Here is a 21,607-nt window from a genome sequence, read left to right as displayed (position 1 = left end):
TCCGCCCGGCCGGGCATGATTTCCTTCAGCACCAGCGCAAATTCCTCGCCGCCGAGCCGGGCGGCGGTGTCGCCGGTGCGGCAGCTGGCCGCGAGTTCGCCGGCGAAGACCTTGAGCACGCGATCGCCGGCAGCATGGCCGAAGCGGTCGTTGACGGATTTGAAATGGTCGATGTCGAAGACGATGACGGCGGTGGTCGTGCCCATCGGGCGCGTGCCGTACTCGTCGAACAGGGCGCGGCGGTTGAGCAGGCCGGTCAGCGGATCGGTGATCGCATCGAGACGGTGGCGGGCAGCGAGCCGCCATTGATGCAGCGCCAACGACAGCGCACCGATCCCGGTCATGCCGGCGATGCAGACGGCGAGGCTGAGATCCTCCGCCCAGTTGCTGGGCGCCTTGCCGAGCACCAGCTTGCCGTCGGAGATCAGCACGGCGGCGCAGAGAACGAAGGAGATCGCCGTCAGCGTATAGAGCGCGGTAATGCCGAGGAGCGGCGCGGGTGCTTCGGCACGGGCGAGCCAATATTGCCGGGCGGTGGCAAAGAGCAAAAGGGCGATAGCGAGATTGTCGGCGATGAAGGCCAGGCCGTCATACCCTGATAGCATCGGCACGACGGAGAAGACCATCGCGGCAAGCGCGCGGATCGCGATGGCCGGGATAGACAGGCGGCCGGTGAGGAACTGTCTGCCTGCCCCCCATATGGTGGCAAAGCCGGCATGAAACAGCACGAAATTGGCAACGCCCAGCCATGTCTCCGGCGTATTGACGTAGGCGCTGTAGACGAAAATGCCGCTGACGACGAGGACCAGGCCGATGGTGGCGGTGAGCAGCACCGTTTCCGCCCGGCGGACAATCCAACTGCCCATCAGCGTGACGGCAAGGCATGCCGCGGAGACGCCGAGCGCCAGCAAGAGAGAGTTATAGTCAAGCGTCATGCTTTTCAGTCTCCGCAGCTGTTGCCGCGCCAGATGTTGGCAGCTTATGGGCTCCGCGACGAGGAATGTCTTATGCATCCGTTAACAAATGATGCACTGCACAATGCAAATGTTACGCGTTTAACGTCGCGCCGAAGTTTAAGATGAATATTCTATTTAAAATTGAATTCAGAAAGCTTACGCCTGCTGCACCACCTGCCAATGCAGGGGAAACATCGGATCGAACACCGTCACCGGACCGGCTCCGGTTTCAATCCTCGCGGGAAAGACGACCGGCTCGGCCTGCCTTGACAGGGTGATGCGCTCCTCGTTCGGCTGGAGCCCGTACCAGGCCGGCCCGTTCAGCGACACGAAGGCTTCGAGCCGCTCCAGGGCGCCCTCCTGTTCGAAGACATGGGCGAGGCAGCTCATCGTATTGACCGAGGTATAGATGCCGGCGCAGCCGCAGGCGCATTCTTTCAGCGGATCGACATGCGGGGCGGAATCCGTGCCCAGGAAGAAGCGGGCGTCACCGCTGACGGCGGCCGCACGCAGAGCCAGCCGGTGGTTTTCGCGCTTGGCGACCGGCAGGCAGTAATAATGCGGGCGGATGCCGCCGACGAGGATGGCGTTGCGGTTGATGATCAGATGGTGGGTGGTGATCGAGCCGGCGAGATTGCCCTTGGCCGCCTTGATGTAATCGACGCCATCCGATGTCGTCACGTGCTCCATCGTCACCTTGAGCTCCGGCAGGCGCTGCCGCAGCGGATCAAGCACGGTCTCGATGAAGACGGCCTCGCGATCGAAGATATCGACATCAGGCGTCGTCACCTCGCCATGCACGCAGAGCGGCAGGCCGATCTTTGCCATGCGCTCCAGCACCGGCATCGCCTTTTCCATGTCGCGCACGCCGCCATGCGAATTGGTCGTGGCGCCGGCGGGATAAAGCTTCACGGCGGTGATGAGGCCGCTGTTCTTACCCTCCTCCACGTCATCGGGGCTGGTATGTTCTGTGAGATAAAGCGTCATCAGCGGCTGGAAGCGATGGCCGTCCGGCAAGGCCTCGAGGATGCGCTCGCGATAGGCCTTGGCGTCACTGGTGGTGACGACAGGCGGCACGAGATTGGGCATGATGATGGCGCGGGCGAAGGTGCGGCTCGTATCGGCGATCACGCCCTCCAGCATGGCGCCATCGCGCAGATGCAGGTGCCAGTCATCAGGACGGCGAATGGTGATCGATTGCATGGCAGGCCTCCGAAGCGATGCGTCTGCGGCCTCGATAACACTAAAGCGCGTCGCATTGAAATTGAATCATGCGACGCGCTTTAGCTCTTTTTTTCGTGAATGTCGCGCGGCATCACGCCAGCGCGATCTCCAGCGTCACATCGGCCGGGCGGCGGTTTTCGAGGATCAGCCGGCCGTTCGGCAGGTCATTGCCGTAGACCTTGGCGCTGGCGGCCTCTTCGGTGAGCTTATAACCGCGCCAGCGCGCCCAGAGTCTCTCCTCGAGCACCTCGATCGGCGGCGCCAGCATGATCGAAAAGTCGAAGACGCCTTCGAGTTCGGCCCATTTGCCGAGCGAAAAGAGCAGGTAATTGCCCTCGACGATGATGAAGCGGTGATCGGGCGAAACAGGCCGGGCCGAGGCAATGGCGAGTTCACGCGAGCGGTCGAAGACCGGCACCAGAACCTCCTGATCGGCCAGCCTGACGGCGCGGATGATATCGAGGAAACCGCGGACATCGAAGGTCTCGGGGATCCCCTTGCGCGCCAGCAGGCCGCGTTCGATCAGGATGGCGTTGTCCATGTGGAAGCCATCCATCGGCAGGACTTCGGCACTTTCGCCCCTGGCTTTCAGCGCTTCCGCCAGATTGTCGGCCATGGTGGATTTGCCGGCACCCGGCGGTCCGGCGATGGCGATCAGGAAACGTTTGGAATGGCCGGCGCGGTCAAGAACTGCGCCGGCGATTTCGTCGATGCGTGCCGTCATGCCGCGACGGGCTCCGTCGGCACCGCCTTGGCGCCGGTCATGAAGGCGACGGCGTCGGACATGGTGTATTCCTTCGGATCGATCACCGTCAGCCGCCGGCCGAGGCGGTGGATATGGATCCGGTCGGCCACTTCGAAGACATGCGGCATGTTGTGGGAGATCAGCACGATCGGCAGGCCGCGGGCCCTGACATCGAGGATCAGCTCCAGCACGCGGCGGCTTTCCTTGACGCCAAGGGCTGCCGTCGGTTCGTCCATGATGATGACCTTCGAGCCGAAGGCGGCGGCACGGGCGACCGCGACACCCTGGCGCTGACCGCCGGAGAGCGTTTCCACCGCCTGGTTGATGTTCTGGATGGTCATCAGGCCGAGTTCGGACAGCTTGTTGCGCGCCAGCTTTTCCATGGCCGGCCGGTCGAGCATGCGGAACATGGAGCCGAGCACGCCCGGTTTGCGGATCTCGCGGCCGAGGAACATGTTGTCGGCGATCGACAGCGCCGGCGACAAAGCGAGATTCTGATAGACGGTCTCGATGCCGGCCTCGCGCGCTTCCATCGGCGAGCGGAACTGCACCTGTCGGCCTTCGAGGGTAATCACCCCCTCGTCCGGGGTGACAGCTCCCGATATCGCCTTAATCAGCGAGGACTTGCCGGCGCCGTTATCGCCGATGACGGCGAGAATTTCACCCGGATAGAGGTCGAAATCGGCATTGTCGAGCGCGGTCACGCGGCCATAACGCTTGACGAGACCGCGGGCGGTGAGAAGGGGTTCGCGAGCCATGATTACACCGAAACCTTTCTGATCCACTGATCGATGGCGACGGCGGCGATGATCAGCACGCCTGTCAAAAGGACTTTCCATTGCGGGTCGGCGCCGAGCATGTTGAGGCCCATCGAGACGACGCCGACGATCATGGCACCGAAGAGCGTGCCGAGAATGGAGCCGCGGCCGCCGAACAGCGAGATGCCGCCGATCACAGTCGCGGTGATCGCCTGGAGGTTAAAATCGGTGACGGCCGAAGACGGAGAGATCGAGCCGTTGCGTCCGATCGAGACCCAGGCGGCCAAGCCGGCAATGACGCCTGATATGGCATAAACGGTCAGCAGCACCTTCTTGGTCTGAATGCCCGAGAGCTTGGCTGCCTCCGGATCGTCGCCGACCGCATAGACATGCCGGCCCCAGGCGGTGTGATTGAGGACATACCAGAGCACCAAGACGAGCAGCACCATGGCGATGACGCCGAGGGTGAGCACGGCGCTGCCGAGCTTGAAGCTCACGGCGAAAAGGTGCAGCAGCGGCGCCTTTTCGTCGACGTCGGTATCGCGGATCGTCTCATTGGCGGAATAGATGAAATTCGTCGCCATGACGATGTTCCAGGTGCCGAGCGTGACGATGAAGGGCGGCAGTTTCATGTAGGCGACGAGGAAGCCGTTCAGCAATCCGCAAAGGCCGCCGACAAGCATGCCGGCTGCGACCGCGATCGGCGTCGGTATGCCGTAGGTGATCGCGACATTGCCCATGATGACCGCCGAGATCACCATGATGACGCCGATCGAAAGATCGATGCCGGCGGTCAGGATGACCAGCGTCTGGGCGGCGCCGAGAATACCGACGATGGCGATCTGCTGCAGGATCAGCGTCAGCGTATAGGACGAGAAGAACCGTCCGCCGATGGTGATCCCGAAGATGACGATCGCCAGCACCAGCACGATCAGCGGCACGGCGGCCGGCGTCGAGTGCAGAAAATGCTGCGCGCGCTTGATCAGCGAGACTTTCTCGTGCTCGAAGGAGGCAACGCTCTTGTCGCTGCCGTCGAGGACACGTTCGAATTCCTGTGTTCCGGTCATGGTTCCTCCTCCGCATCCGCGCGCCGAACTCGCGCGGGGGCCGTCACCGATATCCATCCGGTCTTTGATTAGCCGGTTCGTGAGGCGACGGCACATCGTCCGTCGAAAACGGCCGGGGATCAAGCCCCGGCCGGTCTGCTTTCAGCAATCAGGGCTCAGCCCCAGCACTTGTCCGTGCCTTCCTTGGTGTCGATCGACTTGACGCCGGAGACCGGCTTGTCGGTGACGAGCGAGACGCCGGTGTCGTAGAAAGACTTGCCTTCGGTCGGCTTCGGCTTTTCACCGCTGTCGGCGAACTTCTTGATCGCTTCGACGCCAAGGGCTGCCATCATCAGCGGATATTGCTGCGAGGTGGCGCCGATGACGCCTTCCTTGACCGACTTCACGCCCGGGCAACCGCCGTCGACCGAGACGATCAGCACGTTCTTTTCCATGCCGACGGCCTTCAGCGCCTGATAGGCGCCGACAGCGGCCGGCTCATTGATCGTGTGGATGACGTTGATGCTCGGATCCTTCTGCAGAAGGTTTTCCATGGCCTTGCGGCCGCCTTCTTCATTGCCGTTGGTCACGTCATGACCGACGATACGAGCATCGTCCTCGTCGCCGATCTTGTTCGGATCCTTCGGATCGATGCCGAAGCCCATCATGAAGCCCTGGTCGCGCAGAACGTCGACCGTCGGCTGCGACGGGGTCAGGTCGAGGAAGCCGACCTTGGCATCCTTGGCCTTGTCGCCCATCGTTTCCTTGGCCCACTGGCCGATCAGCTTGCCGGCGAGCAGGTTGTCGGTGGCGAAGGTGGCGTCGGCGGCATCGGCCGGCTCGAGCGGTGTGTCGAGAGCGATGACCAGCAGGCCGGCATCACGGGCCTTCTTGACCGAAGACACGATGCCCTTGGTGTCGGAAGCAGCAATCAGGATGCCCTTTGCGCCGTCGGCAATGCAGCTTTCGATCGCGGCCACCTGGCTTTCGCTGTCACCGTCGACCTTGCCGGCATAAGACTTCAGCGAGACGCCGAGTTCCTTGGCCTTGGCGGTCGCACCTTCCTTCATCTTGACGAAGAAGGGGTTGGTGTCGGTCTTGGTGATGAGGCAGGCAGCAACGTCAGCCGCCATGACCGGAGCGGAAAAGGTGACACCAAGCGCGAGCGCGCCGAAAGCGAGAACAGATTTCTTCATGGAACTCCTCCCAGAGTTTGCCGGCGCCGCCCCTGCGGGGCCGGAATTTAAGATATAGCACTTCGCCGTGGATCGCTAACGCCTCCCAGCGGTCCCGTGCCCTTGACGACGGCAATTAAGAGCGAAAAGAAATCGGCTTGTCAATAAATAAATCCAATTGAATTATTAATTCGATGTGGCATGCTCAATCGAATTAGGGCATAGGCCAACAATCGGGAGGAGCGGCCATGTCGTCCTTGGAAGGACCGGAACACACACCGGTTCCGCCACCAATTCTGAATCCGGCCGGCGGTGCGAACCAGGTCAGGGTGCGAGCCTATAACGAACGGCTCGTGCTGTCGCTGGTGCGTCTCTACGGTGCGCTGTCGAAGGCCGATATCGCGCGCCGCAGCGGGCTGTCGGCGCAGACCGTCTCCGTCATCATGCGGGTGCTGGAGAAGGAAGGGCTGCTGTCGCGCGGGGAACCGGTGCGCGGCCGTGTCGGCCAGCCGTCGATCCCGATGCATATCAATCCGGATGCCGTCTATTCCTTCGGCTTGAAGATGGGCCGGCGCAGCGCCGATCTGGTGCTGATGGATTTCGTCGGCCGCATCCGCATGCAGCTGCACCGGACCTATGCCTATCCGCTGCCGGATGAAATCCTCGCCTTCGTCACCTCGGGCATCCGGGAGCTGGAAGACCGGCTCGACGACAAGCAGCGTGGCCGCATCGCCGGCCTCGGCATCGCCGCCCCTTTCGAGCTCTGGAACTGGGCCGAAGAGGTGGGTGCGCCGGCAGGCGCCATGGAGGTCTGGCGCGACGTCGACCTGCAGGCCGACATCGCCGCCCGCGTCTCGCATCCGGTCTTCATGCAGAACGATGCGACCAGCGCCTGCGGCGCCGAGCTCGTCTTCGGCGTCGGACCGTCCTATCCGGATTTCGTCTATTTCTTCATCGGCTCCTTCATAGGCGGCGGCATCGTCCTGAATTCGGCAATCTTTTCCGGCCGCACCGGCACGGCAGGCGCGATCGGGCCGCTGCCCGTGCGCGGCAAGAACGGCGAGACGATGCAGCTGCTTGAAATCGCCTCGATCTTCGTGCTCGAAAACATGCTGCGCGAGCGCGGCATCGATCCCGAGCCGCTGTGGTATTCCGCCGACGGCTGGGTGGATTTCGGCGAGCCGATGGAAGCCTGGATCCAGGATAGCGCCAAGGCGCTGGCGCAGGCGATCGTTGCCGCCGCCTCGATCGTCGATTTCAGCGCGGCTGTCATCGACGGCGGCTTTCCCGATTGGGTGCGCAGCCGGGTGGTACAGGCCACCATCGACGAAGCCGCCAAGCTCGACCTGCAGGGCGTCGTCATGCCCGAAATCATCGAGGGCGCGGTCGGCGCGCAGGCGCGCGCCATCGGCGGCGCCAGCCTGCCGATCTTTGCGCGTTACCTCACCGACCAGAACGTACTCTTCAAGGAGGTAGACCATGCTGAAAGGACTTGATCCGCTGTTGAGCCCGGAGCTGCTTTTTACGCTTCGCGCCATGGGCCACGGCGACGAGATCGCCATCGTCGACGGTAATTATCCCGGCGTCGAACATGCCCGCCGGCTGATCCGGCTCGACGGCCACCACCTCATCCCGGTTCTCAACGCCGTGCTCAGCGTGCTGCCGATCGACGATTTCGTGACTGATGCGATCTTCCGCTCGACCGTCAAGGCCGAGCGCGACAAGCTCGATCCGGTGCATGAGGAGATGATCGACTGCTGCGCGCGCCACGAGCCGCACCGCCAGGTGGTGCCGCTGATCGGCCAGGATTTCTACGGAAGGGTGAAGACCGCCCATGCGGTGATCCAGACCGGCGAGCCCAGGCTCTATGCCAACATCATCCTGCGCAAGGGTGTGATTTATCCGAAAGAGCCGGGCACCCATGCTGCGGCCGGGGTCGATCCGTTCGTTTACTAGAACAATTCCGGCAAAAGTGCGCAGCGGTTTGGTCGTTGGCGGGCTTTGGCTTTCGGGCCGGCTGAAGGGCAGTCTTCGCCATTCGTTCGATGGATGTTATTGTGCGGCCGGTGCGTTGGTCCACCGCGCCGGCAAACCGCTCGGCTGCGAACGGCGCCTCACCACCAAGAGCCGACGTCGCGGGATCAGGCCGGTGAAGCGATGAGAAGACGGATCTCGCATGGCACCTGACATAAGCACGACCCCTCGTCGCAGCACCACCGGCCTGCGCAAGTTTCTTGATCCTGAGCAGCAGCGGGATTGGATAGAAGGCGAGGCAGACTTGATCGACGCTGAAGAGCGTCTGGAGTCCCTGGAACAGCGGTTCAAGTACGTCGCGCGGTTCCAGAAGCTGCTTCGTCGCCCGCAGGCGCAAGACGTTCTGGAAATTCTCGGGGTATACGGGCAGACCTGCATCCCCATCCCGCGCAAGACCGAGCGTCACTACTGGTCAGTTTCCTGTCTGCCCTCGACTTCCGACAAGCCGCTCGTCCGCGTTAATGCGAGCTGGATGGAGCTTTTCACGCTCTACGCCGACGGCGAAGGGCTGCGTGCACGATTCCTGGTGCATCTTTCGCATTTCACCACCGACCATTCACCCGCGCAGGGCGACGTGGACGCGGCTTTTCTCGAGCACTGCGTCACGACGCCCGAAGACGTCGGTTACTTTTTTCCGCGCGGCGAGGACATTTTCGGCATCAATGTGCGGGGCTCGGCCTCGATCCGCAAATTCCTCGCGGAGCGTCGCATCTTGCGCGCCATTCGGACTTTCAATGTGACGCACATGAACCGGGGCCGGAACGCCTATCAGGCGAGCCACTGCTACAGCCTGGCGGATACGATGCTGGCAGATTGATCGGCTCCGGGATGCGCGACCGATGGACAGGAACCGAATCCTCATCCGATTTACGGCAAAGATATCCATTGTGCGCAGCGAAACTCCCGTGCCTTCGCAAAGGCAACCCACCATTAACCTACCAAGCGCACGATCTTTGGGATTTGTCGGTGCTGCGCGGCTTCATCAGCCATTGCGATACCGGCCCTCTTAATTCCGCCCGAATGAATTGAGGCGGTCTTCGATCACGGCGTAGGATCGCCGATGCCGTGAAGTTGCGCCATCCGTCGTCGGCATTCGCTGATACGAGCGTAGCAAACTGGCCATGACGGCTCTTCACACAACAGGAGCCTGTTCATATGCCTCGCATCCAACCAACCAGACCGCAGATGGAGATCGTTGCCTGGCTCGCGATCTTCCTGCTTCTCTTCTGCCTGTCTTGGCTCTTCCAATGGCATGAAGGGCTGGATGGATTCATCGAAAAGCATCATGACTATCCGCTGGACCATGCGCTCCTCGCCCTTAATATCTCCGGGTTTCTCGGGCTGATTTATTCCGCGCTGAGGATCCGGGATCTTTCGAGGGAGGTCAATCGCCGGCTGCAGGCCGAAAAGAACGTAGACTGGATCGCCTGTCACGACACGCTGACCGAACTGCCTAACCGCAGGTTTCTGGATTCCGTATGCGCACAGGCGATGACCGATCAAAGGGCACAAGAAACCTACGCCGTGTTCAGCATCGATCTCGACGGCTTCAAGAAGATCAATGATCTCCTCGGGCACGATCACGGGGATGCGGTGCTAAAGACTGTTGCCCAGCGGCTCTCTTCCCTCTTTCCCCGCGAGCACGTTTTCCGCCTTGGCGGAGACGAGTTCGTTGTTCTGGCACGGCGCACCGGAAATCCCGATCTTGTCGCGTTGGGGAACCGCATAGTGACTTTGATCGGCAAGCCGTTCACATTCAATGGTGTCGCCGTCGACCTCGGCGCCAGTGTCGGCTTCGCGCTTTATCCGGAGAGCGGCGATGACCTCAGTCAAGTCATTCGACATTCCGACTGTGCGATGTATGTCGCCAAAAAGCAGGGGCGCAATCTGGTGAAGCCCTTCGTGGCTTCGATGCAGGACGAGTTGGCAAAGCGGATTCGAGTGGAAGCTGATCTGAGAGCAGCCATCAAGAAGGCCGAGATCGTTCCCTACTATCAACCGCTCGTAGACCTGAAGACGAATCGGATTATCGGCTTCGAGGCCCTGGCGCGCTGGAAGACGGCCTCCGGCGAATTCATCCCACCGAACGAATTCATTCCTGTGGCAGAGGAAGCCGGTCTGATCGTCGAATTGACAGACCAATTGCTTCGCCACGCCTGCACCGATGCGCTTTCCTGGCCAAATGAGCTTGTCCTGTCATTCAACCTTTCTCCGATCCAACTGAGCGATCGGTTACTCGGCCTGCGAATTCTCAAGATATTGGGCGATGTCGGTCTGCCGGCGCACAGGGTCGAGCTGGAGGTGACGGAGAGCGCCATCATCCAGGACGCTGTCACGGCACGAATCGTCCTCGACGATCTGGTGAACGCGGGCGTCAGGATTGCTCTCGACGACTTTGGAACAGGATATTCCAGCCTCTCACAACTATCCAACTACCGGTTCGACAAGATCAAGATCGACAGGAGTTTCGTCTCTTCATTCGAGACCGATGACAAGCAAGACAAGGTGATCAAGGCGATCATCGCTCTCGGTGTGGGACTTGGCGTGACGATAACCGCCGAGGGTATCGAAGAGGAGAGCCAACTTCAGCGGCTTCAGGACCTGGGTTGCGACATCGGCCAAGGTTATCTGCTTGGCAGGCCAGCGCCGGCCGAGAAGCTTGCCACAGGCCAGGTCAGCGCCAGAGTTTTGCAACGCGGTTGATGGGGGCCGCGGTATGTCGGATTCAGCCTGGAGATGCTGGAGGCTGTCTTCGAACAAGCGCCGTCCACCTGGCCGACCGGCCATTCCACCGAAACATCATCCTAAACCTTAAGCGATGGGTGCCCACGCGCTTGGGATGACCGAGGTCGGCCGGCGAGAATTTCGCCGAAAGTCACTGAGGCAGTTGCGTTTGAATTCTTTATCGGTCATTCTAGAACAATCGATAAAGAATTGGAGCGACGATGGGCCGAACGCGGGAATTCGATGAGCAGGCGGTGCTGACGGGGGCGATGCACATCTTTCGCAAGCAGGGCTATCAAGCTGCATCAATCCGAGACCTCGAGGAGGCGACGGGGCTCAAGGGCGGAAGCATCTATCACGCCTTCGGCGACAAGGCCGGCCTCTTCGACGCAGCGTTCGAACATTACCACCGAACGGTGCTGGAGGGACGGATCGAGCGGTTTGCGCCGCCAGGAAGCGGGCTTCAAGGGTTGCGCGAATTGTTCCTGTCGCTCCTGCATGAGCCCGACGATGGCTCCCTTGGCTGCCTGATCACCAATATGGCGGTGGAATTCGGCGGCGGCGTCAATCCGCATCCCCGTGTCGAAGCGGCGCTCGGCCTCCTTCGTACCACATTCCGCTCGAGGCTGACCGAAGTGCCGACCATCGCTCGAGACGGTGACGGAGCCAAGGCGAACAGGACAGCCACCCGCCTTCTGGCCTTCTATCAGGGACTCCTCGTGCTCATTCGCGGTGGCGATGACAAGGCCGGCCTGCGGCAGGCGATAGAAGATGAATTCAATCAACTGGAGACGATGTCATGACACCTGAGGCACTCTGGAATCGATATGCAGCCATCTGGTCGCTGGACGCTGACGCTCGCGAGCCGGAAATGCTGGCTTGCCTCGCTGACGAGGTGACCTATTGCGACCCGAATGGAGCGATCGCGGGGCGCGCCGGTCTCTCGGCTTATATGGCGGGCTTCAAGGAGAGCATGCCGGGAGGCCGGTTCAAGATATTGAGCGTTCTCCACCATAATGACCGTTCTCTGGCGCGCTGGGCACTGCGCCACGAAGACGAGAGGGTCTTGCAGACCGGCACGAGTTTCGGGGTGATTTCCGATGGCCGATTCGGCGCGATCACCGGCTTCTTCGATCTTCTGGCGGAGCAGCACCATGAGTAGCGAGGCGACACGCGGGCTGGCGCTCGACTTTGCCAGCCAGATCGCCCCAGCCGGCTGCATCGATATCAGGCGCTTCTTCGGCGGATCCGCCCTGGTTCGAAACGGCGCGCAGTTCGGGTTCGTCATGAAGGGCACGCTGTATCTCCGCGTCGACGAAGCGATGCGCGCGGAGTTCGAGGCAGATGGCTCCGAACCGTTCCGCTACCGCGCTGCCGGGAGGGAGGTGACGGTTCGCCGCTACTACGCCGTCCCGGCACATGTGATCGACGACCCTGCGCTGCTGCACAGCTACGCGGAGCGCGCATTGCACGCGACCCCCACGCCCGGCCACAGGCTCTCCGACACGATCCTGGCCGTCACCCCTTCCGGCTAGCGCATAAGTGAGAAAGAAGGGCCGCCATCTGTCGGTCCCCCTGTCTTTTGAGGGCCGGAAGCAACACCTCCCGATTCAGGTGTTCAGGCCGCCATCCACTGTGAGAATGGTTCCGGTGATGTGCCTTGCAGCAGGGCTTGCGAGGAAAGCCACAGCGGCCGCCACATCTTCCGGCTCGCCATAACGGCCAAGTGGGATGAGGGCGCGCTGGAAGTCGGCGAAGTCGCCGTCTGCGGGATTCATATCGGTGTCGGTCGAACCCGGCTGGACGAGGTTTACGGTGATATCGCGAGATCCGAGTTCCCGCGCGAGGCCGCGGGTAAACGAGTGGAGCGCGGATTTCGTCATGAAATAGACCGTACCGGTATCACCGACGATGCGTTCGGCGCCAACCGAGCCGATCGTGATGACGCGGCCGCCCGCCTGCAGATAGGGAATGGCGGCCTGCGAAGCGAGCAGAGGCGATCGCACATTGACGTCCAGCAGCGCATCGATCTGCTCGACGCTGACGTCGGCGATCGCACCGTAAAGCGCGATTGCAGCATTGTTGACGAGAATGTCGAGACCGCCAAGTGCCTGGGCTGCCTCGTCGACCGAGCGCTTCACGGCCGCCGGATCGGCGCTGTCGGCCTGGATAGCAAGCGCTTTGCGGCCCTTGCGCTCGATCGCCCGGACGACTTCGGCGGCGCGATCGGCCGAACGCTCATAAGTGATGGCGACATCAGCGCCTTTGTCGGCAAGCGCCAATGCGATGGCGGCACCGATGCCACGCGAGCCACCTGTTACCAGGGCACGCTTTCCAGCCAGTTCTGTCATGATCTTCTCTTTCTGTAGTGATCGACATATAAATAGCTAGGCACGTTGCGATGGGGTGTCAATGGGTTTATATAATGATCGATGCAAAAATCGGATGAGATCTCGGAAGCCGATAAAACCCCTGCCCGCAGTCGCGGGCGGCCGCGGGCGTTCGATCGGGAAACAGCCTTGGCGCGGGCAACCCGCCTGTTCTGGATCAAGGGCTTCGAGGCGACCTCGATCGCCGATCTCACCGAGGCGATGGGGATCGGATCGCCGAGTCTTTACGCGGCATTCGGCTCGAAGGAGGCGCTCTATGCCGAGGCGTTGCGCCACTATCGCGACAACAACGAGGCGCTCGTCTGGGCAGGCTTCCTCTCCGCGGGCACGGCCCGTGAAGCGGTGATGTCGCTCCTGATGGATTCGGCCGCTGCCCTGACCGGCTGTGTCGTGGATATTCCCCGCGGCTGCATGGTGGCGCTCTCTTCGGTCGGCAGCGAGGGCCATGTGGAACTCGGCGAACTCGTGCGAGCCGCCCGCGCCGTCACGCTCGAGCGCCTGAAGCTGCGCCTGAACCAGGCGATATCAGCAGGCGAAATTCCAGTCTCGACCGACGTCCACGCGCTTGCCCGCTTCGTGCAGACCGTTCAGAATGGCATGTCGATCCTGGCCCGCGACGGAGCGACCCGTGGCGAACTGGAGGCCGTGGCCGAGCTGGCCATGCTGGGTTGGGACACTCGAACCGGGGATGCTGAGCGCAGGCGGGGCTGATCGCGTTTCAAATATTGTTACGCGGATGCTCATGCGTCACCTTGGTCAGTCGGTTTCGGGAGCAACACCGCTTGCATCAGCCAAGCCGAGGCGCACCGTTCCCGAAGAACGGGAAACGGTTACGGAAACGTCTTCGTGACCTCGATCGTTCCGATGATCGCCGCGTTGAACTGATCCATCTCCTCCGCAGGTATCCAATATTCAAGATGCGCCCGGCCGCCCGCTTCCTGAACCGCATGGTCGGCGAGGTAATCCTTTCTCACCTCAAACTTCGTCACGAAGCCTGACCCGCTCCTCGGCACATTCCAGTCGCGCGCGATCTTGACTGCATAATCTTCCGACAGCACGGGATAGAAGATCGGCTGGTCGGGCAAGCGCGGCGGAAATCCGCGCATGTCGAGATCGCGAATAAGCGCCAGCTCCTCAGGCCCGACCGGACGCCACAGTGTTACGGTCTCGATATCCTTGCTCATGTTCTTCTCTCTGCAACAATCCGACAGCCTCGCAGCGAGCAAAGCTGCATCATGCTCCTCGCGTTCAAATCTCCCCGGCCGATGGCCCCCAGACATCCGTCAGCGCAAAACCGTTCGGATGCGGGTCAAAGGGGTCGAGGGCTACCTGGGTCAGGCCGAAGGTGAAGCCGCGGCCGGTGATGGTGGGGATGACGGCGGGGCGGCCGGCCACCTCGGTCACTGCCTGGAGGCCGACCTCGAATTCGGAACCGATGATCGATTTCGAGGTGAAGACGTCGCCGACCTTGGCCTTGCCGCGGGCATAAAGGGTGGCGAGATTGGCGGAGTTGCCGGTGCCGCAGGGCGAGCGGTCGGCGCGGCCCGGCCACATGGTGGTGCAGGTGCGCACCGTGCCGTCGGCTTCGGTATCGCGGAACATGACATAGGCGACGCCCGAGATCGCCGGGATCTCGGGATGGACGACCTTGATGCCGCGGTTGATCAGCTCCTTGAGGATCATGCCGGCCTGGACGAGGCCGGCGGCATTGGCCTTCTCGATCGTCAGACCGATCTGGCCGACATCGACCAGCGCATAGAAGATGCCGCCATAGCTGATGTCGGCCTTGATCTTTCCCCAATGCGGCGTGTCGATACCGACATCGAGCTCATGCACGAAGGACGGAACCATCGTCAGCCTGACCTTTTCGCAGCGCCCGTCGCGGCAGGTCGCCGTCGCCTCGACCAGGCCGGCGGCGGTTTCGAGGGTGACGATCGTCTCCGGCTCTTTCATCTCGACGATGCCGGATTCGAGCAAGGCCGTGGTGACGCAGATCGAGTTCGAGCCGGAACTCGCATGCGCCTGGTCGGGCTGCAGGATGATGAAGGCGGCGTCGGCCTCCGGGTGCCGTGCCGGCAGCAGCAGGTTGACCGAGCCGATCGGCGCGCCGCGCGGCTCCAGGCAAAGGAAGCGGCGGAGGTCGTCACCCTTCGGATCGGTGTTCAGCCAGTGCAGCTGGGCGGCAATGGTATCGCCCGGGATTTTCGGCACGCCGCCGATCGCGACGCGGCCGATCTCACCTTCGGCGTGGACATCCAGCAACTGGATCGTGCGCTTCCATCTCATATCGAAAACTCCAGATCAGACGTGACGGGTGACGCCGCCATCGACGCGAATATTCTGGCCGGTGATATACCCGGCGCCATCGGAGAGCAGGAAGGCCGCGGTCTTGGCGATCTCCTCCACATGGCCGATGCGCTTCATCGGGACCTTCTCGGCGGTCTCGGGCTTGTGGTTCAGACTGTCGATATAGCCCGGCAGTATGCAGTTCATGCGGATATTGTCGGCCGCATAACGATCCGAATAGAGCTTGGTGAAGGCGCCGGCAGCGGCACGATAGGTGCAGGAAACCGGGAAGACCAGCGACGGCTCGTAGGCCGCGAAGGTGGTGATGTTGACGAAGGCGCCCTTGCCCTGTTTCAGCATGACCGGCGTCACCAGGCGGGCCATGCGCACCAGCGACAGGATCATCATGTCGGAACCGAGCGTCCAGTTCTCGTCTGAAATATCGAGCAGGTCGCCCTTCGGCGGGTGACCGCTCAGGTTGACGACGGCGTCGATGCGGCCATAGGTCTTCATCGTCAGGTCGAAGATCGCCTTGAGATCCTCGGCCTTTTCGGCAACGCCGCGCGAGGCGACGCCGCCGAGTTCGGCAGCCAGCTTCTCACAGCTTTCCGACGGCGACATCAGCGCCAACTGATAGCCCTGGGCGGAGAGCTCGCGGGCGATCGCCTCGCCCATGCCGCGGCCGCCGCCGGTGATCAGCGCTACGGGTTTGCTGGTATCGGACATCGGGCCTCCTAATAGCGGTCTATGCGGAACGGGGTCACATCGAGGGATGGTTTGAGCCCGGTCACCATATCGGCGATCACGAGCGCTGTCGTTGCCGAAAAGGTCAGGCCGAGATGGCCGTGGCCGGTCGCATAAAAGACGCCGGGCATTTTCGACGACGGCGAAATGATCGGGATCGTATCGGGCAGCGCCGGACGATGACCCATCCATTCCGTCGTCTCCTCGACCTTCAGGCCGGGCAGCGCGCGCTGGGCATGGCGCACCAGCACCCGCGGACGGCGGAAATCCGGCGCGGCATCGAGACCGGCGAGCTCGACATTGCCGCCGACACGGATGCCGCCCGCCGTCGGCGTCACCATGAAGGCGCGATGCGGCCAGATCACCGAATAACGCATGGAGATGCCGGGCTTCATGATCTGTGTGTGATAGCCGCGCTCGGTTTCGAGCGGGATCGGCTCGCCGAGCTTTTCGGCAAGGAAACGGGTGTGGACGCCGGCGGCAAGCACCACCGAACCGGCCTCGATCCGCCTGCCATCCTCGAGGAGAACGACGGCCGTGCCATCGCCCCTGCGCTCGATATTCCGCACAGTGCCGGAGACGAAGGTCGTGCCCGCAGCCTTGGCGGCGTCAGCGAGTTTCACCACCAGTTGATAAGGGTCGCGGATCGACTTGTTGTCGGGAAGCAGCACGGCTTTGGCAATCGCCGGTGACAGGGTGGGTTCGTAATATTGGATGGCGCCGTTGCTCAAAACCTCGAATTCGAGCCCGTAGCGCTGCATCATGGCGAGATGGCCGCGATCGGCGGCAAATTCCGCCTCGGTCTCGTAGATCGCCAGGCAACCTTCCTCGGTCATCAATTCGGGTGCGCCGATCGCCTGGAGCATCTGCCTGAAATCGCCGAGCGCGCGGTTGGACAGGCTCATGCCGGCATCCTCGATCTCTCGGAGACGCGAGGGCCGGCCGGCGGCGAGGAAGCGCAGGAACCAGGGCAGCATTCTGGCAGCATAGGAGGGCCGCAGCCAGACCGGCCCTTCCGGATCGAGCAGCCAGCCGGGGATCTTCTTCCAGGTCGAAGGGCCGGAGCCGGCGGCAAAATCGAGCGCGATGCTTGCCATATTGCCAAAGGAGGTGCCGCGACCCGGCTCACCCTTGTCGATCAGCGTCACCTCAAGGCCGCGCCGCTGCAGTTCGAAAGCGATCGAGGCGCCGATCACGCCCGCGCCGACGACCGCTACCCTCTTCTTCATCTCATCCGCCATGCCATCAACCCATCGCACGGCAGACAGAATTGCCGTCGTCAGCCTGATATATCACATCAAGATGGGATGCCTAGAGAATTTCCGTTTTCTCCGAATTACGGGAAATTCCCTATCTCTTTGGCTTTCGCAGTTCCGAAACGCAAAACCGCTGTGCACTTTTGCTGGAATTGCTCTGTGGAATTTATTGGCTTTCCGGCAGGCTGGCACCGACGCTGTCGCCGACCGAACCGACGGTGTTGTTCATCGACTGGCCGAGACGCTTCAGCTGGGCGTCGTAGTTGCGCCGGGTGCGCGGATCGAAGATCGCAATCGGCGTGCTGACGGCGACGCTGACGGCACTTCCTGCAGTCTGGGCAGCGCCCATCGCCACCGCGCCGACGGCCTCGCCGAGCCCGACATTGGAATCGGTGATCGCCTGGCCGGCAATCAGCCGGTCGCCGATCAGCTTCACCACCTCGGGGCTTTCGGCGAACTTGCCGTGGTTCAGCCGGTCGCCGCCCTTGAGCTTGGTGAGGTCAAGCACGGTGATGCCGGCCGCCTCGAGCTTGCTGCGATAGGGTTCGACCGAGGGATCGATCTGGCCGAGCCGGTCGACATTGCCGGAGATGCGCCGCGACAGCGCCAAAGCCCGGTCGTCCTGCGAAACGAAGATGGTGAAGTGCGGCCTTTCCTTGCCGAGGCTCGCGAACTGGCGGCCGAAGACGTCGACATCGAGATCCGGCGAGGCGAGGATGACATTGTTGATCTTCGAGGCGACATGACCGTTGCGGATCGCCATCTGCCGCAGCGCTTCGACGGTGAGCCAGGTGCCCATCGAATGGGCCATGATGGTGACGTCGCTGACAGCAGGATTGGCGGCGGTGCGGGTGAGCAGCTCCTCCAGCGCGTCGCGGGAATAGTTGGTGCTTTCCTTGTCGTAATTATAATCGAAGATGCTGCCGCGCGACGGCCAGGTGAAGACGACCGGGGCGACGTCGGCATGCGAATCATGGACGATCTGGGCGAAGCGGTAGACGGCATCCTCATAGCGATTGTTGAAGCCGTGGACAAAGACCAGCACCCGGCGGCTCTTCGGCATATGGGTCTTCAGCCAGGTCTCGCCGGCCCGCTCGCCTTCCAGCGGATCGACGGAAATGGTGACGAAGTCGCGCAGCGGATCGGCCGGCAGGCGGCTTGGCCATTGCACCTGGCCGACCTTGCGATTGGCTTCCGGCGGAATGGAGACGTCGACGGCATTGACGGCGAGCCCAGTGCCGCGTTCGCCGGAGAAAAGCACGGCGGGATTGTCGTCGGCAGCGCGCGTCGTGGCGACGAGAAGATCGACCTTCGAGGTGCCCGGGGCGACGGTGCCGGCCGCCTGCATGACACCGACCGGCCTGCCGCCGCAGCCGGCGAGCACCATCGTTGCAACCAGAAGGCCTGCCAGGGCCGCGCGCGGGGCGCGCCTTTTGCCGATCATGACCAAACTCCAATCGGTTCACGCCCCGGACAGGCGGCGCCCGTTCAAATAGTCCGACGAGGCTTGCCGAGTCAAACCGCGGGAGGTGGACAAGAGCATTCCTGTGAGAACCGCTGCGCGCTTTTGCTGGAATTGCGCCTGAAACTTTCGGCTGTCCACGGCGTTTTGTCCGATCACATTCAATCGATGGATCAGGGTGATGAAGTTGCTCGCGATCACAGGCTTATCGACATTGATGCTGATGCCTTCTCTCGGCTCGACGGAGACGCTTGGCGAGGCCGACATCCGCCGCGACATCATCGGCAAGACGGTCTACCTCTCCACACCGCTTGGCGGTGAACTGCCACTGATCTTCCGTTCTTCCGGCAAGGTCGACGGCAACGGCCAGGCGATCGGTCTCGGCCGCTATGTCAAGCCAAGCGATACTGGCCAATGGTGGATCGACGCCAACCGCCTCTGCCAGAAATTCCAGAGCTGGAACAAGGGCAAGCCGATGTGCTTCGAACTCGAACGCGCCGGCGCCAACAAGGTCAAATGGACCCGGGACAACGGCAAAAGCGGCGTTGCCCGTATTGGCAATTGATCGATTCGACTTGGGAGAAAACAGACTTTCAGGAAAAGAAAAAAGCCCGACGCGGGAGGAGGTGCGCCGGGCTCTTGATCCTGACTGACAACTGGGAGGAGGAGTGTTGTCAGTCCGATGTAAGAGCGCTGGGAGGAGGAGTGCGCTGCTTACGAAGATAGTGATACCCAATTCTTTCGAGTTGGAATAGCGAAAATACCGCAATGCAGCAATGCGCTGGACGCAATGCTTGCCCTCAAAATAACAGGTCGCCGCCTCATTTTGCAGCATGTTTGACCGGATGGTCAAATTTATGCCGAAAATTGCGGCCTCGCGGATCGCCGATGGCTTGCCCCGCATCCGCCTGCCGGCACCAACCGGGGTCGAGCCACTCGTCTCGACCCGGTAAAGGTTAGGGTGAGGGGCAGCTGTCAGCGCCCGTCAAGCAGCCTTGAAGAGCTTCCGGCCTTCGGCGTCGAGGGCGGAGAATTCCTCGTTCGAGAGGGTGATGTCGACGGCTGCGACGTTTTCCTCGAGATGCTTGACCTTGGAGGTGCCGGGGATCGGCAGCATGACCGGGCTGCGCTTCAGCACCCAGGCGAGCGCGATCTGGCTTGGCGCGGCATTGTGCTTTTTGGCGATCGTATCGAGCAATGAGCCCGGCTTGGCGAGGTCGCCGGCGGCCAGCGGGTACCATGGGATGAAGCCGATATTATGCTTGGCGCAGTAATCGAGCACGTCCTCGCTGGTGCGATCGACGAGATTGTAGCGGTTCTGGACGGTCGCGACCTTGAAGTACTTCGAGGCGGCTTCAATGTCGGCAACGGACACTTCGCTCAGACCCGCATGGCGGATGAGGCCGCTATCGAGCAGCGATTTGATCGCATCGAACTGTTCCTTGGCCGGCACCTTCTGATCGATCCTATGCAGCTGCCAGAGATCGATCTGCTCGAGCCCAAGATTGCGCAGGCTCTTATGCGCCTGCTGGATCAGATATTCCGGACGGCCGACGGGCAGCCAGATATCGGGACCGTGGCGGGTCAGGCCGCCCTTGGTGGCGATGATCGACTTGCCGCCATAGGGATGCAGCGCTTCCTTGATCAGCCATTCGGAGACATCGGGGCCGTAGGAATCGGCCGTATCGATGAAGTTGACGCCGAGTTCCGGCAGGCGCTTCAGCGTGCGGATGGATTCGGCATGATCGGCCGGTTCGCCCCAGATGCCCTTGCCGGTGACGCGCATGGCGCCAAAACCGAGACGGTTGACCTCGATCTCGCCGCCGATCTTGAAGGTGCCTGACTTCGCTGCGTTGTAGTTGGCTGCGGTGTAACTGGACATGGTCTTTCCTCTCTTGGTCAATAGATCATTGAAAGTCGGTGGAATGGTCGGAGATGCCTGGGCTTTTGGAGACGTCTTCGGACGCGAATGTCTGCCCTGATCGAAAGTGATGCCGGCATGGTGATGACCCGCCCATCGAGATGATAAATGAGAATGTGGTCGCTGCGACGCTTGCAGATATAGGATGGCACCGCGGGGATAACAGTGACGGCGATGAAAACATTACCGGCCACTGGCGCGCGGGGCGTGCACGCTGATCCTCAGGCGACGTACGTCAAAGCCTGGTCTTCGCCTGGTCGCCGAACTCCGCCAGCATCTTCCAGAGGTCGGCGAAGATCTCCCGGGCGAAATCCTCAAGCGAGGCGCCCGGCGGACGGTGCTGCCAGAGTTCGCCACCGACGCGCAGCGCACCGATGACGATCGCCGCAAGGAGGCGCATGCGCGACCGCTGCTCTGGATCATTTCCCTTGCGCAGCAGCAGCGCCTCGGCGAGCTTCTGTTCGAGCCTGGCGTATTTCAGCTGATCGCGAGCTTTCAGCGCCGGCGTGCGATGGATGAGTTCGCCAAGCGCGAGGCCGCGCTCGTCGACGGAGGCGATGACGGTTGCGGTGATTGCCGCCTCGACCGCCTCGACGGAAGATTCATCTGCAGGCCTTGCGGCGATTGCCGCCATCAGCCGATCGGCAAAGCTATCCTGCCAGGCGAAAACCACCTCTTCCTTGGAGGGGAAATAATCGAAGAAACTACGCTTGGAGACATCGGCCGCTTCGGTGATGTCCTCGATGGTCGTGGCGTCGAAGCCGCGCTGGAGAAAGAGGGTCATCGCAGCGTTTTCGATGCGCTCGCGCGTCTGCCGACGCTTGCGTTCCCGCCTGCCTTCCGTGGTCTCCGTCCGCTTGTTCTCAGCCATTCCGGCCCGGCATCA

Annotated in this window: 23 protein-coding genes; 9 read left to right on the top strand and 14 right to left on the bottom strand. The window is 62.0% G+C overall.

Annotated features, from left to right (window positions below):
• The 6 genes from MOV76_RS22315 to MOV76_RS22290 all read right to left on the bottom strand — a co-directional run.
• Positions 1 to 935 (bottom strand): diguanylate cyclase (locus MOV76_RS22315; RefSeq protein WP_247265305.1); only part of this gene is annotated, 935 nt, incomplete at its 3' end.
• A gap of 177 nt (positions 936 to 1,112) precedes the next feature.
• Positions 1,113 to 2,159: a dihydroorotase gene (gene pyrC / locus MOV76_RS22310; RefSeq protein ID WP_130728763.1), complete on the bottom strand. Its 1,047-nt coding sequence runs from the start codon at positions 2,157 to 2,159 to the stop codon at positions 1,113 to 1,115.
• A gap of 112 nt (positions 2,160 to 2,271) precedes the next feature.
• Positions 2,272 to 2,904 (bottom strand): nucleoside triphosphate hydrolase, encoded by a 633-nt coding sequence (locus MOV76_RS22305; RefSeq protein ID WP_113542686.1) that lies wholly within the window; start codon positions 2,902 to 2,904, stop codon positions 2,272 to 2,274.
• Entirely contained in the window at positions 2,901 to 3,683 is a 783-nt protein-coding gene (locus tag MOV76_RS22300; protein WP_018244589.1) for an ATP-binding cassette domain-containing protein, read from the bottom strand. The genes MOV76_RS22305 and MOV76_RS22300 overlap by 4 nt, the downstream gene beginning before the upstream one ends.
• 2 nt (positions 3,684 to 3,685) lie before the next feature.
• The gene (locus MOV76_RS22295) at positions 3,686 to 4,750 is read right to left on the bottom strand and encodes an ABC transporter permease (protein WP_012755861.1); all 1,065 of its coding nucleotides are present in this window, start codon (positions 4,748 to 4,750) and stop codon (positions 3,686 to 3,688) included.
• A 155-nt stretch (positions 4,751 to 4,905) separates the two neighbouring features.
• Positions 4,906 to 5,925: a sugar ABC transporter substrate-binding protein gene (locus MOV76_RS22290; protein ID WP_003556143.1), complete on the bottom strand. Its 1,020-nt coding sequence runs from the start codon at positions 5,923 to 5,925 to the stop codon at positions 4,906 to 4,908.
• Positions 5,926 to 6,152: 227 nt separating this feature from the next.
• Between MOV76_RS22290 and MOV76_RS22285 the strand changes: the two genes are divergently transcribed.
• The 7 genes from MOV76_RS22285 (at position 6,153) to MOV76_RS22255 (ending at position 12,197) form a co-directional block, all read left to right on the top strand.
• Positions 6,153 to 7,400 carry an ROK family transcriptional regulator gene (locus MOV76_RS22285; RefSeq protein WP_047617146.1) on the top strand — a complete coding sequence of 416 codons (1,248 nt, stop codon included), beginning with the start codon at positions 6,153 to 6,155 and terminating at the stop codon, positions 7,398 to 7,400.
• Positions 7,384 to 7,860, top strand: coding sequence for an RbsD/FucU family protein (locus tag MOV76_RS22280; RefSeq protein ID WP_027681929.1), 477 nt, complete (start codon positions 7,384 to 7,386; stop codon positions 7,858 to 7,860). Before MOV76_RS22285 ends, MOV76_RS22280 begins: the two co-directional genes overlap by 17 nt.
• Positions 7,861 to 8,080: 220 nt before the next feature.
• Positions 8,081 to 8,755 (top strand): hypothetical protein, encoded by a 675-nt coding sequence (locus MOV76_RS22275; protein WP_247265304.1) that lies wholly within the window; start codon positions 8,081 to 8,083, stop codon positions 8,753 to 8,755.
• 338 nt (positions 8,756 to 9,093) lie between these two features.
• Positions 9,094 to 10,641, top strand: a complete 1,548-nt coding sequence (locus MOV76_RS22270; RefSeq protein ID WP_247265303.1) for a bifunctional diguanylate cyclase/phosphodiesterase — start codon at positions 9,094 to 9,096, stop codon at positions 10,639 to 10,641.
• Positions 10,642 to 10,883: 242 nt separating this feature from the next.
• On the top strand, positions 10,884 to 11,465 hold the full coding sequence (locus MOV76_RS22265; protein ID WP_047617150.1) for a TetR/AcrR family transcriptional regulator: 582 nt from the start codon (positions 10,884 to 10,886) through the stop codon (positions 11,463 to 11,465).
• A complete protein-coding gene (locus MOV76_RS22260; RefSeq protein ID WP_247265302.1) occupies positions 11,462 to 11,824 on the top strand; it encodes a nuclear transport factor 2 family protein in 363 nt (120 codons plus the stop codon). The genes MOV76_RS22265 and MOV76_RS22260 overlap by 4 nt, the downstream gene beginning before the upstream one ends.
• Entirely contained in the window at positions 11,817 to 12,197 is a 381-nt protein-coding gene (locus MOV76_RS22255) for a TfoX/Sxy family protein (RefSeq protein WP_247265301.1), read from the top strand. Before MOV76_RS22260 ends, MOV76_RS22255 begins: the two co-directional genes overlap by 8 nt.
• Before the next feature lie 75 nt (positions 12,198 to 12,272).
• On the opposite strand, the gene MOV76_RS22250 is transcribed toward MOV76_RS22255, so the two are convergent.
• Positions 12,273 to 13,013 (bottom strand): SDR family NAD(P)-dependent oxidoreductase, encoded by a 741-nt coding sequence (locus MOV76_RS22250; RefSeq protein ID WP_018447709.1) that lies wholly within the window; start codon positions 13,011 to 13,013, stop codon positions 12,273 to 12,275.
• Positions 13,014 to 13,094: 81 nt separating this feature from the next.
• On the opposite strand from MOV76_RS22250, the gene MOV76_RS22245 reads away from it, so the two are divergent.
• Positions 13,095 to 13,763, top strand: coding sequence for a TetR/AcrR family transcriptional regulator (locus tag MOV76_RS22245; protein WP_247265300.1), 669 nt, complete (start codon positions 13,095 to 13,097; stop codon positions 13,761 to 13,763).
• Between the two features lie 119 nt (positions 13,764 to 13,882).
• Here MOV76_RS22245 and MOV76_RS22240 read toward each other — a convergent pair whose 3' ends face one another.
• From MOV76_RS22240 to MOV76_RS22220, 5 genes are all read right to left on the bottom strand, one after another.
• Positions 13,883 to 14,236: an ADP-ribosylation/crystallin J1 gene (locus tag MOV76_RS22240; RefSeq protein WP_247265299.1), complete on the bottom strand. Its 354-nt coding sequence runs from the start codon at positions 14,234 to 14,236 to the stop codon at positions 13,883 to 13,885.
• A 64-nt stretch (positions 14,237 to 14,300) separates the two neighbouring features.
• Positions 14,301 to 15,338 (bottom strand): 4-hydroxyproline epimerase, encoded by a 1,038-nt coding sequence (locus MOV76_RS22235; RefSeq protein ID WP_247265298.1) that lies wholly within the window; start codon positions 15,336 to 15,338, stop codon positions 14,301 to 14,303.
• Between the two features lie 15 nt (positions 15,339 to 15,353).
• Positions 15,354 to 16,064: an SDR family oxidoreductase gene (locus MOV76_RS22230; protein WP_027681937.1), complete on the bottom strand. Its 711-nt coding sequence runs from the start codon at positions 16,062 to 16,064 to the stop codon at positions 15,354 to 15,356.
• A gap of 8 nt (positions 16,065 to 16,072) precedes the next feature.
• Positions 16,073 to 17,323 (bottom strand): FAD-binding oxidoreductase, encoded by a 1,251-nt coding sequence (locus MOV76_RS22225; RefSeq protein ID WP_247265297.1) that lies wholly within the window; start codon positions 17,321 to 17,323, stop codon positions 16,073 to 16,075.
• A gap of 181 nt (positions 17,324 to 17,504) precedes the next feature.
• Positions 17,505 to 18,782 carry an alpha/beta hydrolase gene (locus tag MOV76_RS22220; RefSeq protein ID WP_247265296.1) on the bottom strand — a complete coding sequence of 426 codons (1,278 nt, stop codon included), beginning with the start codon at positions 18,780 to 18,782 and terminating at the stop codon, positions 17,505 to 17,507.
• A gap of 199 nt (positions 18,783 to 18,981) precedes the next feature.
• Between MOV76_RS22220 and MOV76_RS22215 the strand changes: the two genes are divergently transcribed.
• Positions 18,982 to 19,365, top strand: a complete 384-nt coding sequence (locus tag MOV76_RS22215) for a hypothetical protein (RefSeq protein ID WP_026188599.1) — start codon at positions 18,982 to 18,984, stop codon at positions 19,363 to 19,365.
• A 420-nt stretch (positions 19,366 to 19,785) separates the two neighbouring features.
• On the opposite strand, the gene MOV76_RS22210 is transcribed toward MOV76_RS22215, so the two are convergent.
• Together MOV76_RS22210 and MOV76_RS22205 are read right to left on the bottom strand one after the other, a co-directional pair.
• Positions 19,786 to 20,682 (bottom strand): aldo/keto reductase, encoded by an 897-nt coding sequence (locus tag MOV76_RS22210; RefSeq protein WP_028731619.1) that lies wholly within the window; start codon positions 20,680 to 20,682, stop codon positions 19,786 to 19,788.
• 274 nt (positions 20,683 to 20,956) lie between these two features.
• A complete protein-coding gene (locus tag MOV76_RS22205; protein WP_247265295.1) occupies positions 20,957 to 21,592 on the bottom strand; it encodes a TetR family transcriptional regulator in 636 nt (211 codons plus the stop codon).
• Between the last annotated feature and the right edge of the window lie 15 nt (positions 21,593 to 21,607).

The organism is Rhizobium sp. PRIMUS64, assembly GCF_023006465.1.
Lineage (GTDB): Bacteria > Pseudomonadota > Alphaproteobacteria > Rhizobiales > Rhizobiaceae > Rhizobium > Rhizobium leguminosarum.
The sequence above is the reverse complement of the archived record's forward strand: the minus strand, read 5'-3'. Positions and strand labels throughout refer to the sequence as shown.

Excerpts from the sequence above, each read along its gene's own strand:
- pyrC (WP_130728763.1), bottom strand. The coding sequence starts at position 2,159 with ATGCAATCGATCACCATTCGCCGTCCTGATGACTGGCACCTGCATCTG.
- MOV76_RS22305 (WP_113542686.1), bottom strand. The coding sequence starts at position 2,904 with ATGACGGCACGCATCGACGAAATCGCCGGCGCAGTTCTTGACCGCGCC.
- MOV76_RS22300 (WP_018244589.1), bottom strand. The coding sequence starts at position 3,683 with ATGGCTCGCGAACCCCTTCTCACCGCCCGCGGTCTCGTCAAGCGTTAT.
- MOV76_RS22295 (WP_012755861.1), bottom strand. The coding sequence starts at position 4,750 with ATGACCGGAACACAGGAATTCGAACGTGTCCTCGACGGCAGCGACAAG.
- MOV76_RS22290 (WP_003556143.1), bottom strand. The coding sequence starts at position 5,925 with ATGAAGAAATCTGTTCTCGCTTTCGGCGCGCTCGCGCTTGGTGTCACC.
- MOV76_RS22285 (WP_047617146.1), top strand. The coding sequence starts at position 6,153 with ATGTCGTCCTTGGAAGGACCGGAACACACACCGGTTCCGCCACCAATT.
- MOV76_RS22280 (WP_027681929.1), top strand. The coding sequence starts at position 7,384 with ATGCTGAAAGGACTTGATCCGCTGTTGAGCCCGGAGCTGCTTTTTACG.
- MOV76_RS22275 (WP_247265304.1), top strand. The coding sequence starts at position 8,081 with ATGGCACCTGACATAAGCACGACCCCTCGTCGCAGCACCACCGGCCTG.
- MOV76_RS22270 (WP_247265303.1), top strand. The coding sequence starts at position 9,094 with ATGCCTCGCATCCAACCAACCAGACCGCAGATGGAGATCGTTGCCTGG.
- MOV76_RS22265 (WP_047617150.1), top strand. The coding sequence starts at position 10,884 with ATGGGCCGAACGCGGGAATTCGATGAGCAGGCGGTGCTGACGGGGGCG.
- MOV76_RS22260 (WP_247265302.1), top strand. The coding sequence starts at position 11,462 with ATGACACCTGAGGCACTCTGGAATCGATATGCAGCCATCTGGTCGCTG.
- MOV76_RS22255 (WP_247265301.1), top strand. The coding sequence starts at position 11,817 with ATGAGTAGCGAGGCGACACGCGGGCTGGCGCTCGACTTTGCCAGCCAG.
- MOV76_RS22250 (WP_018447709.1), bottom strand. The coding sequence starts at position 13,013 with ATGACAGAACTGGCTGGAAAGCGTGCCCTGGTAACAGGTGGCTCGCGT.
- MOV76_RS22245 (WP_247265300.1), top strand. The coding sequence starts at position 13,095 with ATGCAAAAATCGGATGAGATCTCGGAAGCCGATAAAACCCCTGCCCGC.
- MOV76_RS22240 (WP_247265299.1), bottom strand. The coding sequence starts at position 14,236 with ATGAGCAAGGATATCGAGACCGTAACACTGTGGCGTCCGGTCGGGCCT.
- MOV76_RS22235 (WP_247265298.1), bottom strand. The coding sequence starts at position 15,338 with ATGAGATGGAAGCGCACGATCCAGTTGCTGGATGTCCACGCCGAAGGT.
- MOV76_RS22230 (WP_027681937.1), bottom strand. The coding sequence starts at position 16,064 with ATGTCCGATACCAGCAAACCCGTAGCGCTGATCACCGGCGGCGGCCGC.
- MOV76_RS22225 (WP_247265297.1), bottom strand. The coding sequence starts at position 17,323 with ATGGCGGATGAGATGAAGAAGAGGGTAGCGGTCGTCGGCGCGGGCGTG.
- MOV76_RS22220 (WP_247265296.1), bottom strand. The coding sequence starts at position 18,782 with ATGATCGGCAAAAGGCGCGCCCCGCGCGCGGCCCTGGCAGGCCTTCTG.
- MOV76_RS22215 (WP_026188599.1), top strand. The coding sequence starts at position 18,982 with ATGAAGTTGCTCGCGATCACAGGCTTATCGACATTGATGCTGATGCCT.
- MOV76_RS22210 (WP_028731619.1), bottom strand. The coding sequence starts at position 20,682 with ATGTCCAGTTACACCGCAGCCAACTACAACGCAGCGAAGTCAGGCACC.
- MOV76_RS22205 (WP_247265295.1), bottom strand. The coding sequence starts at position 21,592 with ATGGCTGAGAACAAGCGGACGGAGACCACGGAAGGCAGGCGGGAACGC.